The organism is Collinsella sp. OM08-14AT (genome assembly GCF_003438115.1).
Lineage (GTDB): Bacteria > Actinomycetota > Coriobacteriia > Coriobacteriales > Coriobacteriaceae > Collinsella.
Genome location: NZ_QSTE01000005.1, coordinates 35,083 through 49,031 on the forward strand (window position 1 = coordinate 35,083; position 13,949 = coordinate 49,031).

The 13,949-nt window shown below is 63.2% G+C and carries 8 protein-coding genes; 2 read left to right on the forward strand and 6 right to left on the reverse strand.

Annotated elements, in window-relative coordinates; all coding sequences use genetic code 11:
- Window positions 1-256: 256 nt before the first annotated feature.
- The 5 genes from xdh to DXC18_RS04220 form a co-directional block, all read right to left on the reverse strand.
- Window positions 257-3,034 (reverse strand): selenium-dependent xanthine dehydrogenase, encoded by a 2,778-nt coding sequence (gene xdh, locus DXC18_RS04200; RefSeq protein WP_117716421.1) that lies wholly within the window; start codon window positions 3,032-3,034, stop codon window positions 257-259.
- 12 nt (window positions 3,035-3,046) lie between these two features.
- On the reverse strand, window positions 3,047-3,526 hold the full coding sequence (locus DXC18_RS04205; RefSeq protein ID WP_117716422.1) for a 4Fe-4S binding protein: 480 nt from the start codon (window positions 3,524-3,526) through the stop codon (window positions 3,047-3,049).
- An 11-nt stretch (window positions 3,527-3,537) separates the two neighbouring features.
- A complete protein-coding gene (ygfK, locus tag DXC18_RS04210; protein WP_117716423.1) occupies window positions 3,538-6,537 on the reverse strand; it encodes a putative selenate reductase subunit YgfK in 3,000 nt (999 codons plus the stop codon).
- Between the two features lie 149 nt (window positions 6,538-6,686).
- A complete protein-coding gene (gene ssnA / locus DXC18_RS04215) occupies window positions 6,687-8,042 on the reverse strand; it encodes a putative aminohydrolase SsnA (protein WP_117716424.1) in 1,356 nt (451 codons plus the stop codon).
- 195 nt (window positions 8,043-8,237) lie between these two features.
- Window positions 8,238-9,632, reverse strand: a complete 1,395-nt coding sequence (locus tag DXC18_RS04220) for a uracil-xanthine permease family protein (RefSeq protein ID WP_055285183.1) — start codon at window positions 9,630-9,632, stop codon at window positions 8,238-8,240.
- Window positions 9,633-9,984: 352 nt separating this feature from the next.
- Between DXC18_RS04220 and DXC18_RS04225 the strand changes: the two genes are divergently transcribed.
- The gene (locus DXC18_RS04225; RefSeq protein ID WP_233509000.1) at window positions 9,985-10,641 is read left to right on the forward strand and encodes a transcriptional regulator; all 657 of its coding nucleotides are present in this window, start codon (window positions 9,985-9,987) and stop codon (window positions 10,639-10,641) included.
- Between the two features lie 122 nt (window positions 10,642-10,763).
- On the opposite strand, the gene DXC18_RS04230 is transcribed toward DXC18_RS04225, so the two are convergent.
- Window positions 10,764-11,141 (reverse strand): RidA family protein, encoded by a 378-nt coding sequence (locus DXC18_RS04230; protein ID WP_089572469.1) that lies wholly within the window; start codon window positions 11,139-11,141, stop codon window positions 10,764-10,766.
- 298 nt (window positions 11,142-11,439) lie between these two features.
- Between DXC18_RS04230 and DXC18_RS04235 the strand changes: the two genes are divergently transcribed.
- Entirely contained in the window at window positions 11,440-13,935 is a 2,496-nt protein-coding gene (locus DXC18_RS04235; protein WP_117716425.1) for a U32 family peptidase, read from the forward strand.
- The last annotated feature ends 14 nt before the right edge of the window (window positions 13,936-13,949 follow it).

Here is a 13,949-nt window from a genome sequence, read left to right on the forward strand (position 1 = left end):
CACAGCTTCCGCTTGAGGCCTCCGCCGGAAAGCGTGTCCCGTTCTGAGGCCTGATTCCGGGATGCAATTTCCGCTTGAGAGCCGTTCCGGAAAGTACGTCCCATTCTGGAGCCGAAATCTGGGACGCAGCTTCCGCATGCGGAGGCGCTCCAAACAAAAGGCCCCGGCTCGCGATGGAGCTGGGGCCAAGGGCACAGCATATGCAGTTGGTGTTGAGCGCGAACAGCCCGTCAGCAATGACCGTCCGCGCTCTACCCTACCCGCGGTGACGGGCGCGGCTGTACGGCGTATCCACCATGGGCAGATCGGGGCGTAGCTTGCCGTCAAACGCGCGGTAGGCGTTCTGCACGGCGGGCGCCGTGGGGATCGTTGCGATCTCGCCGATGCCCTTGCCGCCGTATGCGACGGGCAGCAGTTCGTCCTTCTCCACGTAGATGGCGTGGATATCCGGAATCTCGGGCGCACGGAACAGCCCGAGCGTGCCGTATCTTGCCTGGGGCACGCAGTCCTTGAGCGGCCAGTCCTCGGTAAGCGCATAGCCCATACCCATGAGCACGCCGCCTTCGATCTGACCCTGGATGGAGATGGGGTTGACCACCTTGCCGGAATCGTGCGCGGCATAGACCTCGCTCACGCGGCCGTCATCGTCCAGAATGACCACATGTGTGGCAAAGCCGTAGCAGATGTGGCTCTTGGGGTTGGGAACATCCGCGCCCAGTTTGTCGGTCGGCTCCAGGTACACGTAGCCAAACTCGCATCCCTCGAGCGCCTTGATGGCGGTCGCAGGATCCTGAGGATGCATACCCTGACCGGCGACGAGCTCCTGCGTGCGCAACTGATAGGCGCGACCGTCGTCGTACTCGATCTTGACGCCGTCGCCATGCGCGCTCACGGGAGTATCGGGTGCGGGCTTACCGGCCTCGATGCCAACCATGGCATCGCGCAGCAGGAAGGCGGCGCCGCGCACGGCCTCGCCGGTCACGACCGTCTGGCGCGAGCCAGACGTGGTGCCGGAGTCGGGAGCGTTCTCGGTGGAGCACTCGCCGTTGGCAATGCAGCTCAGCGGCAGACCGCATGCCTCGGCAACGTCCTGCAAAAAGACCGTGTTGCAGCCCTGGCCGATGTCGGACGTAGCGGCGTAGACCACGGCCACGCCGTTCTCGATGCGGATCTTGCAGCGGCCGGCATCGGGCAGGCCCACGCCCACGCCGGCGTTCTTCATGGCGCAGGCGATACCGGCGTGTCCGGGATGCGCGTAATAGGCATCCTTGACCTCGAGCAGCGTCTCCTTAAGCGCCGTGGAGCAATCGGCGATCTGGCCGTTGGGCAAAACCTCGCCCGGCTCGATGGCGTTACGGTAGCGAATCTCCCACGGATCCAGGCCGACCTTCTCGGCCAGTAGGTCGATCAGACTCTCGAGTGCAAACTCGGACTGGCAAACGCCAAAGCCACGGTACGCGCCGGCAGGCGGGTTGTTGGTGTAGTAGCCAAAACCGCGAATGTCGGTGTTCTGGTACTTGTAGGGGCCGACCGCATGCGTGCAGGCGCGCTCGAGCACCGGGCCGCACAGCGACGCGTAGGCGCCGGTGTCAAAGTTGATCTCGCAGTCCAGGCCGGTAAAGTTGCCCTCGGCGTCGCAGCCCAGTGTAAAGGTGCCATCCATGGCATGGCGCTTGGGATGGAAGGCGAGCGACTCAGCGCGCGTGAGCTTGCACTTCACAGGACGCTGGAGCTTATAGGCAGCAAGCGCGGCCAGGTGCTGGATCGAAACGTCCTCCTTACCGCCAAAGCCGCCACCCACGAGCATGGTCTCGACGACCACACGCTCGGGCTCGTTGTCCCAGCCAAACATGTGGGCACACTCTTTGCGCGTGTCGTAGGCGCCCTGGTCGGTCGACTGCACCTTGACGCCGTTCTTGTACGGGAAAGCGACGGCGCACTCAGGCTCCAAGAAGGCATGCTCGGTAAAGGGCGTGGTAAAGCGCTGCGTCACGGTGAACGCGCTCTCTGCCAGCGCCTTGGCGGCGTCGCCGCGCGTCACATGGCGGCTCTGGCACACGTTGTCCTTAAGCTCCACCGTGTTGCCAAAGGCAAAGAAGCTGTCATGCAGGCGTGGGGCGTCGGCGGCCTTGGCCTCGACAATGTTGCGCACGGGCTCCAGCGGCTCGTAATCGATCTTTACGAGCTTCTTGGCCTTCTCGAGCGTCGCCTCGTCCTCGGCAACCACCAGCACGATGGCATCGCCCACGCAGCTGGTGATATCGCCCTGGGCGATCATGACGTCCCAGTCCTGGATAAGGTGGCCGACCTGGTTGACCGGCACGTCCTCGGCGCGCAGGATGCCCACCACACCGGGCAGGGCCTCGGCCTTGGAGGTGTCGATGGAGAGCACGCGGGCGCGCGGATACTTGGAGCGCACGGCGCTGGCATAGATCAGGCCCGGCTGATCGAGCTCGTCGATGTCGTCGGGATACTTGCCCTCGCCGAGCACCTTCTTGCGCACGTCGATACGGAAGGCGCGCTTGCCCACGCCGTAGTCATCGCCGCGCTCCAGATCCTCGTCGATCTGCTTTTCGCCGCGGAGCACCGCAGCGGCCAGCGAAATGCCCTCGATAATCTTCTTGTAGCCGGTGCAGCGGCAGACGTTGCCGCGGATGGCGTACTTGATCTGCTCCTCGGTGGGCTCGGGGTCCTCGGCGATGAGCGCCGCGCCCGCCATGACCATGCCGGGGATGCAAAAGCCGCACTGCACGGCGCCCACGGCGCCAAAGGCGTACACAAACGCCTCGCGCACGTCCTCGGGCAGGCCCTCGACGGTCACGATGTTGCGGCCGGCGGCAAGGGCGGTGGTCAGCACGCAGGCCTTGACGGCCGCGCCGTCCACATGGATGGTGCAGGTACCGCAGGCGCCCTCGGAGCAGCCGTCCTTGGCGGAATGGATATGCAGGTCGTCGCGCAGGTAGCGCAGCAGCGGTTTGTTTTGGGTCGTTGTGCGCTCCACGCCGTTAACGGTAAAAGTGAATTCCTGTGCCATGGTGATTCCCTTCTACACGCCGGCGGCGATGCCGGTGCGGTCGTGAATGGCGCCATGCGGGCAGATGACGGCGCACATGCCGCACGACAGGCAGTCCGCGCCGTCGATATGGGCGCAGTTGTCCTCGATGCGGATAGCGCCGGCAGGGCACTTTTTGGCGCACATACCGCAACCGATGCAGCTCGTGTCGCAGATCTTGCGCGCAATGGCGCCCTTATCGGTGTTGTTGCAGCGCACCAGAATGTTCTGGTAGCCGGGAACGAAGGCAATCACGCGCTGCGGGCACGCCATGCCGCACAGGCCACAGCCCGTGCACTTGGAGCGATCAACGCGGGCGATGCCATCGACCAGCGCAATGGCGCCGTGGGGGCAGGCCGTGACGCAGGCGCCACAGCCAATGCAGCCTTCGCTGCAGCGGGCGTCGCCGCCTGCGGAGGCACAGCCGCTTCCGCAGGCAACGTAGGCCACGTTATGTTGAATGGATTTGGCCATAAGAGACTCGCCTATTTCTTAAGGAGATACGGATAGCTGTCGCGCACGGCCTTGATGGTCAGGCGGACGGCCTCGGGCAGACCGGTGTTGACGGCATCGACCGAGACGGTGCGAACCGTGCCGGCGATGCGAACCTTAAAGTGGTCCTCGTCCACGGCCAGGAAGCCCTCGTTCTCGGAGTTCTCCATGTCCTGATCGCTCCAGAACAGGGTGAGCTTGTCCTTGTAGGGACGACCCTCCTGGTAGGGGCAGAACACGGCGCAGTTGCCGCACTCGTTGCACATGCCGTCGACATGGACGACCTGATGCTTGGCCAGGCCCGGCACCTTAATTGCCACGTTGGCGCGGTTGGGGCACACGTCGCAGCAGACCTCGCACACCGAGCCGCAGCCCAGGCAGCGGGTCTTGGTGCAGTTGCGCTTGTCACGGCACAGCGACCCCTTGCGCTCGTAGCAGGTGTCCTCGCGGCCGGCCTGCTCGTTGCAGTCGACGTACTTGTTAAAGTCCACGCCGGCGATGGCACGGGCGACCTCGGCGGCGTCGGCGATAGCCTCGACCACGGTGGCCGGACCGCGACGGCAGTCACCGGCAGCCCAAACGCCCTCGACGCCGGTGGAGGTGGCGGCAAGGCGGCCGCGACGGTCGTGCTCGACGCCCGCGGCATCGTACAGGCTGGCATCGATGCCCTCGCCCACGGCGCAGATCACCGTGGTGGCGGAAAGCTCGACGGTCTCGCCCGTGGCGACGGGGCTGCGACGGCCGCTTGCATCCGGCTCGCCAAGCTCCATAACGTCGCAGGTCAGCACGGCGCCGTTAAGCGCCTTGGGGGCCAGCAGCTCGCAGAACTCAACACCGTCGGCAAGAGCAAGATCGAGCTCTTCCTCGTCAGCGGGCATCTGCTTCTTGGTGCGGCGATACACCAGGCGCACGTTCTTCACGCCGGCCAGGCGCTTGGCCACGCGAGCCGCGTCCATGGCGGTGTTGCCGGCGCCGATGACCACGACATCCTCGCCCAGCTCAAGTTTCTCGCCCTTCTTGGCGGCCTCGAGGAACTCCAGCACGTCGAGCTCGGCGCCCTCGCCCAGGCCCGCAGAGCCGGGCATCCAGGCACCGGTGGCCACGACCACGTCGGTAAAGCCCTGGGCCTTGAGCTCGTCGATGGATTCCACGCGGGCGTTGAGCTGCACCTTGGCACCAAAGGCCAGGCAGAGCTCGGCATCGTGGGAGATATCGTCGCTGGCGATACGGAACTCGGGGATGACGTGACGGACCACGCCGCCGAGCGAATCGCGGGCCTCAAAGATGGTGACGGGCACGCCGGCACGTGTCAGGAAGAACGCCGTCGCCAGGCCGGCCGGGCCGCCGCCGATAACGGCAACGTTGCGCTCGCCGTCGTTGGCGATGGCCTGGGCGCGCAGCTTGGGCAGCACGGCGGCCATGGCCTCGCGGGCGGCCTTGAGCTTGCTGGCGCGAATCTGGGCGCCCTCGGGCTCGTAAAACGCACGCTCGCAGGCACGGCCGCAGGGATGCGGGCAGATGGTGCCGGTAATGAACGGCAGGGCGTTGCGCTCGATGATGATGTTGAGCGCGTCCTCGAAGCGACCTTCGTCAACAGCCGCCAGGTAGGCGGGAATATCCTGCTGGATGGGGCAGCTCGTACGGCACGGCGTGGTAAAGCAGTCGGAAAGCGGGCTCTTGCCGGCGACCTTGCGATCGGGCAGCGGGCGCAGCGGCTTCTTGTAGAGCGGGTTGGTGAGCGAGTCGGTCTGGATCGCGGTCACGGCCTCGAGCGAGACGCCCTCAAACGGCTTGCCGTCCAGGTCGGTAAACTCGCCGGCCATCTGGCTAAAGCGCTCGTAACCACCGGGCTTGAGCACGTCAGTCGCCAGGGTGACGGGCCAAATGCCGGCGTCATACAGGGCACGGATGTTGTAGACCGTGGCACCGCCGGAGTAGCTGATGCGCAGCTTGCCATCGAACTGCTCGGTAATGCGGCGGGCGGCCTCGATGGTCAGCGAGAACAGCGAACGGCCGGACATGTACATCTCGGTGGAAGGCAGCTCGTTCCTGGTCACGTCGACGGGAAACGTGTTGGTCAGCTTGACGCCGAACTCCAGACCGCGCTCGGCGCACAGGACAATCAGGCGCTCGAACATGGGCACGGCATCGGCCCACTGCAGATCCTCGCGGAAGTGCGTGTCATCAAAGACGATATAGTCAAAGCCCAGCTCGTTGAGGCGCTGACGTGCAAACTCATAGCCCAGCAGCGTGGGGTTGCACTTGATGTAGGTGTTGAGGCCCTTCTCGGTGATGAGGTAGGTCGCGATGCGCTCGATCTCCGCCGGCGGGCAGCCGTGCATGGTAGACTCGGTGATGGAGTTGGAGACGCGCGCCGGGATGGACTCGACAAACGCAGCGTCGACATGCTCAAACTTGTCCAGGTTGGCAAGCGCCCAGGCACGGCACTCGTTCCAGACGTCGGAGCCGCTGGCATCCTTCATGCCCTCGATGTAGGCGTCGACCTTGGGGCTCTTAATGCCCTCCAGGTCATAGCCCACCGACATGTTGAAGACAAAGCCGTCCGGGCTGCCCAGACCGTACTCGCGAGCGATCAGGTGGCAGGCAAACCATGCCTTCACATACTCGGCAAAGGCCTGCGGAACCTCGAGCTCGGTCGACCATTCGCAGTTGTAGCACTCGTCCTGAGCCACGATGCAGGGCTTGTTGACGCACTTGGAGAGCTCCTCGCCGTCCATAACCTGGACGGTCTTGAGCTCAAAGAAGCGAGAACCGGCCACATAAGAGGCCACGATGTTCTGGGCCAGCTGCGTATTGGGACCGGCAGCCGGGCCAAACGGAGTCTCGATGCGCTCGTCAAAAATGGGAAGCGCACCCTCCTGGTTGGTCGTGACCATCTTACGCACGCCAAAGATGGCGTCCTGGGTCTTGTGCTCCTCGATGATCCAGTTCATCAGCTGCGAAAACGGGATCGGCCTCATGATGTCGCTCATAGTGAGCTCCTCTCTGTAACGCCCGGCGAGACCGCGCGGCGGGCGCAAATACGGTGTAGCGCTAGCACAGCGCCGGCGACCCCGCGGAGGCCGCCTATGCGCGCGTCGGATGCGGCGAAACATCCGACGCGCGCGAATCTACTTGTGAATTAGTAGGTTCGATCGTTGAGCGTGCTCCAGAGCTTCTTGGACTCGGCCATGGTCCACGCGTTGATCTTGTCCTCATCAATGCCAACGAACTCGCGATCCTTGTACAGGACGCGGCCGTTGATGATGGTGGTGCGGCAGTTTTTGCCCATCATGCCAAAGAGCATGTGGCCGTCGATATTCTCCTCGCTCAGCGGCGTAAAGGGCTTGTAGTCCATGACGATGACATCGGCGGCAGCGCCGGCCTCGAGCACGCCGAGCTTGCGATCGAAGTACTTGCTCGCCATCTTGGCGTTGTTCTCGAACAGCATGGTCATGGCCTCGCACCAGCCCACGTTGGGCATGGCGGCGTTGTGTCGCTGAATGATCAGGAAGACCTTAAGGCTCTCGAGCATATCGTGGGTGTAGGCGTCGGTGCCCATGCACACGGGGATGCCGCGGCGGAAGAACTCGAGCACGGGGGCGCAGCCCACGGCGTTGCCCATATTGGATTCGGGGTTGTTGACGAGCCAGGTACCGGACTCCTTGACGATATCCATCTCGGCGGGCGTCACGTGGATGCAGTGGCCGAGCATGGTGTCGGGACCCAGCAGATTGTGCTGCAGCAGGCGCTCGACGGGGCTGATGCCACCGCGGTTGAGGCGGGAGTCCCACACGTCATTCATGCCCTCGCACACATGGATGTGGAAGCCGGTCAGGCCGTTGTTGGCCTCGGCCATCTTATCCATGGTCTCGTCCGACAGCGTAAAGGTGGCGTGACCGCCAAACATGGCGGCAATCATGTGGTTGTCGTTATCGCGACGCTCCTTGGCGGCCCACTGGGCAAACTCGGCGTTCTCGGCAATTGCCTGGTCGCATTTTTCCTGACCGCGGCGGTCGGAGACCTCGTAGCACAGGCACGAACGCATGCCCAGCTCCTGAGCTGCATCCTTAATGGTAAAGAGGCTTCCCGGGATCTCGCAGAAGCTCGCATGGTGATCGAAGATCGTGGTGACGCCATCGCGGATGGAGTCCAAAATCGTGGCATAGGCGCTGGCCTTGGTGCCGTCGAGCGTCAGGTTGTCATCGATCTTCCACCACTGCTGCTCAAGATTCTCCAGGAAGTTGGTGGGGTTGCAGCCCTTAATGGCAAGGCCGCGGGCCAGACCCGAGTAGATGTGGGTGTGGCAGTTGATGAGTCCGGGCATGATGAGGTTGCCCTGGGCGTCGACGTACTCGGCATCCGGGTACTTGGCCTTGAGCTCGCACTCGGGGCCCACTTCGACGATCGTATCTCCGTCAATGGCGACCGCAACGTTTGGAATAAACGGGGTCTGAGCGTTGCGGGTAAAAACGGAACCGTTAGCGACCAGAAGCATGGATGCTCCCTTCAACATCAGAGGCGGGGTTTGACACCTCTGACATGGCGGAGTGCGAAGCGCCGGCCTACACCGGAAACGGGCCCTCTCCCGTCAACGCTTCACCAAAGGGACAAACCCTTTGAAGTGCGGCTTGGCGCCGCATGGCGTCGGCGGACGAGGCGATGCGCCCGCCGACGAATAGCACCGAATTGGTTACTTCTTGCTCTCGGGCAAGACCAGATCCACGGCAGCGTCCTTGGCAGCATCGATGTGTTGAGCCACGACCGGCGTCTGCGGAAGGATCAGGTTAAGGACAATGGCCATGATGGCGGTGGGGGTTACGGCATTGGAACCGATGACGGTGGACACCCAGGCGGGCATACCCTCGCCGGCAAGGCAACCGCTGGCCATCCAGATACCCAGGCCAAAGACGACGGAGGTGCCGACGATGGTGGTAGTGCGCTGCGTGAGGCCCTCGCGGGTGAACATGCGCACGCCGTTCATGGTGATGGTGCCAAAGACGCCGACGGTCGCGCCGCCGATAACGGGCTGCGGGATAGCGGAAAGGACGGCAGAGAGCTGCGGGAACAGACCGGCGATGGCAAAGACGGCCGCGATGATCACAAAGACCCACTTGTTGACGACCTTGTTGGAGCAGATGATGCCCACGTTCTGGCCAAGGGCGCTGGTGGGAAGACCGCCCAGCAGGCCGCCGACCATAGAGGTGAGGCCCTGGGACACGATAGCGCCGGAGAGCTCGCGCTCGGTAGGCATACGGTCGATGGAGCCCAGGCAAGCGGCGGAGACGTCACCGATAACCTGGATGGCGACCATGGGGAACACGACGGCGAGGGTAATGCAGACTTCGGGATCAAACTCGAGCGCGTAGGGCATGAGCTTGGGAAGGGCGAAGACCTGAGCGGTGGCGACGCTGGAGAAGTCGATCATGCCAAAGGGGATCGAAACGATCATGCCAACGATCATGCCAAAGAACACGGATCCCAGCTTGAGCGTGCCCTTGCCAAAGTTGGCGAGCGCAAAGACCACGGCGAAGGTGATAAGAGCGACGCACCAGGCCTGCGGAGTGCCCCACAGCGGCGTACCCATACCGCCGGCCATATACTTGACGGCCGTGGGATACAGCGAAACGCCGATGGAGAAGATGACCGTACCGGTCACGACGGGCGGGAACAGCCACTTGATCTTGCTGTAGGCCAGACCAAAGAGGACCGCGACGGCGCCGCCGACGATCTCGCCGCCCAGCAGCGCACCAAAGCTAAAGCCCGAGGCACCCATGGCCTGCAGGGCCGGCAGGAACGCGAACGAAACGCCCATGACGATGGGCAGGCCGCCGCCGATGCGACGGAAGGGAGCGAAGGCCTGAAGGGCCGTATCGATCGCCGAAAGAATGAGCGCGACCTGGATGATGTCGGTGCTCTGCTGGCTATTAAAGCCGTAGACGCCGGCCATGATGACCGCCGGGGTAATGATGCCGGCAAACGATGCCAGTACGTGCTGAAGGGCACACGGGATCATTTCCTTAACGGGAGGCATGCCTTCGCGAGTGAACAGGGCTTCAGTGCCGTTCGTAACCGTCTCCTGGGTCATTTGACCACCAATCCTCGAAATAGTTGTTTTCGCATCTAACGCTCTATTGTGACGCAGTGCGGGGTTGAGGTTGTGCCTTCGTTGCATATCGTATTAAAGATGATTCTCATTCTCAATAATAATTTTTTGTTATCAGACTATTCTTCAGCTGAGATAATGCATTTCCGCAGGTCAGGAAAGTGTCTGGTCAAAATAGCATCTAACTTTTCTTTTGGTCAACCGTTTACCGCCAAATACCTACCGTTCGTCTGTATTACGCAATGTACCTGCGGATATACGAGATGATGGGCAGCGTGTTACCATGAGAAAAAATTGTTATGAACATTTCCGATTTCACCCAAAGGAGTTGCCCGTGAACGAGACCGTACGTCGCTTTTTGCCGATGGTCGATTTTCTGGAGCAGATACTCGGCAAAAACAGCGAAATCGTGCTGCACGATTTCTCGGATCCCGACCACGCCATCGTCGATATTCGCAACGGCATCGTGAGCGGCCGCAAGGTCGGCGGTCCCGCCACCGATCTGGCGCTCAAGATCATGCACGACGCCAAGTATCGCGACCTGCCGTTTATTACGGGCTACGAGGGGCGCGGTGCCGGCGGCAAGACGTTGGAGTCAGCGACGTACTTTATCCGCGAGAATGACGAGATCGTCGGTATGCTCTGCGTCAACACCGACCTCTCGACCGTACGCTCCATCAACGCCATGGCGCAGCAGCTCATGGCGTGCTTCGACGCAGCGCCGACGCGCACGGAGCCCGCCCCTATCGAGGTCGAAAGCCTTTCGGAGTCCACCCAGGAGCTCATCGACCGCAGCATTGCCGAGTTGCTGAGCGCGCGCGGGCTGGATGTAGCGTCGCTTGGTCAGAGCGACCGCGTGGACGTCATTCGCCACCTCAACGGCAACGGGGTGTTCATGCTCAAGGGCGCCGTGGCCTGCGCTGCCACCGCGTTGGGCATCTCGGAGCCCAGCGTGTACCGCTACCTGCAAAAAGTCCGCAAGGAGGGCTAAACGTGATCCCTTGGGGACGAAGGGAAACGGATCATTTTTGTCGCATCGCTTGACAAAAGACCCTGCAGCTCGCACGCGCTGCAGGGTCTTTTTGCATGTCATGTTTAGTTGTTACCAACACCTTAGAGAGCGGCGACAACCTCGATCTCGACCAGACCGCCAGCCGGAAGGGCGGCAACCTGGAAAGCGCTGCGCGCGGGGAACGGAGCCTCGAACTTGGAGGCGTAAATCTCGTTCACGGCGGCAAAGTCGGCGATGTCGGCCAGGTAGACCGTGGTCTTGACGACATCGGCAAACGTGGCGCCGGCAGCGGTCAGCAGAGCCTCGACGTTGGCGAGGGACTGCTTGGCCTGGGCCTCGACACCCTCGGGCAGCTTGCCGGTCGCGGGATCGATGCCCAGCTGGCCGGACAGAAACACCATGTTGCCAGTCTGGATACCGGGGGAATACGGGCCGATGGCTGCGGGTGCGTTATCGGAAGACACGACGGTCTTGCTCATGTTTTTCTCCTTACAAGTAAAAGGGAACGGGAGCGCGGCGTTCACACCGGGAGGCACAGTTCGGTCTGAACACCGCGCTTGATTGGGATAGTACTCAAGGTTTCCGCGCGATGCAAGATTATTATCACGTTGCGAGAATATTTTATCGCCCAACGGTTTCCCCGGACCGCTGAACGGTTCTCATGTGGAGCAGCCAGTCCAAGCTGCTGAAGACTTTATCCCGCTTAGAGCACGGGCATCGCCTGCCGCGACGGCACCACTATACTTTTGAGTATCTGAGCATTTTGAAAGGCAGGATATGACCGCAACCGCCAGTCGAACCACCAACCGCAGACCCGAGCTTTTGGCGCCCGCCGGAGGGCCCGAGCCCTTTGCCGCCGCACTCGCCGCCGGGGCAGACGCCATCTACTGCGGCATGGGCAGCTTCAACGCACGCCGCAAGGCCACCAACTTTACCGACGAGGCCTTTGAGCAGGCCTGCCGCGCCGCGCATCTGGCCGGCTCGCGCGTCTACGTCACGGTCAACATCATCATCAAGGAATCCGAGATGAGCGATGTGCTGCAGCTCATCCATCGCTGCTCCACGCTGGGCGCCGACGCCTTCATCATCCAGGACTGGGGCCTGTTCTTTGAGGTCAAGCGCACCATGCCCGGCATCGAGACGCATATCTCGACCCAGGCGAACATCCACGACGACCGCGGAACCCTTTGGTGCCGCGAGCAAGGCGCCGACCGCGTGACCCTCTCGCGCGAGCTTTCCATCGACGAGATTGCCGCCATTCACGATGCCGCGCCCGATGTGGACCTTGAGGTCTTTAGCCATGGCGCCATCTGCTTTTGCTACTCTGGCCTGTGTCTGCTTTCGAGCTTTGCCATGGCGGGCCGCTCGGCCAACCGCGGCATGTGCGCTCAACCCTGTCGCCTGCCCTACGAGCTGATCGACGAGAACGGCCGCTCGCTCTCCCCTGCCGGTCGCGAGCGCGCGCTGTGCCCGCGTGACACCAACACTTCACAACTTGTTCGCCGCCTGTATGACGCCGGCGCCGCGTCGCTCAAGCTCGAGGGCCGCATGAAGGCGCCCGATTACGTGTATTCCATCGTCGACGTGTATCGTCATCAGATTGATGACATGCTGGCCGGAACCACCGTTGCCAAGGACGAGAAAGCCGCCCGCCAGCGCCAGCTCAAGCGCTGCTTTAACCGCGACTTTACGCACGCCTATCAGGACGGCACCTCGGGCGACGAGATGATGAGCTATGAGCGTTCCAACAACCGCGGCCAGATCGTGGGCACGGTGCTGGGCAGCCGCCCGGCCAACCGAGATGTGCGCGGCCTCAAGCCCGACGACCGCCGTCGCCGCGCCGCCATCGCCCGCATTGAGCTGTTTGAGCCCGTGGAAAAGGGCGACCTGCTGGAGCTTCGCCACGATGATGAGTTCGATCAGTTCCTAACCACTATCGCTGCCGATGATGCCGCCGTCGGTGACATCATCGAGTGCCGCGTGCCCCGCAGCATGCCCGAGGGCTGCCGCGTGCGCGTCATCCGCAGCCAGCGCGCCATCGACGCCGCCGGCGCCGCGCTCAAGCGCGACGTGCTTCGCCGCCGCGCCGTTGATGTAACCGTTGTGGCGCATCTGGGCGAACCGTTTACCGTGACGCTCACCTGCTGCGACGCCCCATCGCTTACGGCCACGGCCACGGGCTTTACCGTCGAGGCCGCCAAGACCCGCGCGGTCGAGGCGTCCGATTTGGTAGAGCACGTCGGCCGCATGGGCTCCTCGCCCTTTGAGGCAGCGAGCTTTGACGTTTCGCTCGACGCCGGCTGCGGTATGGGCTTCTCCGCCGTGCACAAGGTGCGCGCCGCCGCCTGCAAGGCATTGGAGGAGGCCATTCTGGCGCCGTACGAGGAGCGCGCGAAAACGCTCGAGTTGCCGGTGATTGTAACCAGTGGTTCCCGCCCCGCGCCCGCGCACTACCGCGACGAGCCGCAGATCTGCGCCACCGTCACCACGCTCGAGGCTGCCGAGGCAGCCCGCGCGGAGGGCGCAACGCGCATCTACATGACCACCAACGCGCTCGATGCGGCCAAGCTCTCCCCCGCCGATACGTTTGAGCAGGGCATCGTACCCGTGCTCGATGAGGTCTGCCGCGCCGTTGACCACGTCCGCGTTGACCCGTGGGTTGTTGCCGGTGCCACGGTCGCTATTGGCAACATCTCTGAGCTTGCCCTGGCCGCCCAGGTTGGCGCCACGGCCGAGATTCGCTCTTGCCTGCCGGTTCATAACACGCCCTGCATGGAAGCGCTTGCCGAGCGCGGAGCCGGTGCGTTTTGGCTCTCGCCCGAGATCACGCTCGACGAGATTGTCTCGCTCGGCGCCGCCGCGCCCGCGGCGCTGGGCATCACCGTCTTTGGCCGCCCGCGCGTCATGACAAGCGAGCATTGCATTCTGCAGGTTGCCAACGGCTGCATCCACGATTGCGCCAACTGCCGCCTGCGTGCCCGCAAGCTCTCGCTCAAGAATATCGACGGCAAGGTCATGCCCGTGCGCACCGACATCCATGGCCGCTCTCGCTTGTACGACGCCTACCCCATCGACCTTACGCCGCAGGTACCACAGCTGCTCGACGCCGGCGTGCGCCGTCTTATGGTGGACGGCACGCTGCTCGAGACGGATGAGGTGGGCCGCGCCGTCGCACGCGTCCGTCGCGCTGTCGAGGCGGCTCAAGCCGGCCGCAAGCCGGCCGCCCGCCTGCGCGGCGCCACCTCGGGCTGCATGTTTGTGGGAATTAGCTAACCGAAAGGCTTACA

What these genes read in the sequence shown, in the direction of transcription:
- xdh (WP_117716421.1), bottom strand. Translation starts at nt 3,034, where the DNA reads ATGGCACAGGAATTCACTTTTACCGTTAACGGCGTGGAGCGCACAACG.
- DXC18_RS04205 (WP_117716422.1), bottom strand. Translation starts at nt 3,526, where the DNA reads ATGGCCAAATCCATTCAACATAACGTGGCCTACGTTGCCTGCGGAAGC.
- ygfK (WP_117716423.1), bottom strand. Translation starts at nt 6,537, where the DNA reads ATGAGCGACATCATGAGGCCGATCCCGTTTTCGCAGCTGATGAACTGG.
- ssnA (WP_117716424.1), bottom strand. Translation starts at nt 8,042, where the DNA reads ATGCTTCTGGTCGCTAACGGTTCCGTTTTTACCCGCAACGCTCAGACC.
- DXC18_RS04220 (WP_055285183.1), bottom strand. Translation starts at nt 9,632, where the DNA reads ATGACCCAGGAGACGGTTACGAACGGCACTGAAGCCCTGTTCACTCGC.
- DXC18_RS04230 (WP_089572469.1), bottom strand. Translation starts at nt 11,141, where the DNA reads ATGAGCAAGACCGTCGTGTCTTCCGATAACGCACCCGCAGCCATCGGC.
- DXC18_RS04235 (WP_117716425.1), top strand. Translation starts at nt 11,440, where the DNA reads ATGACCGCAACCGCCAGTCGAACCACCAACCGCAGACCCGAGCTTTTG.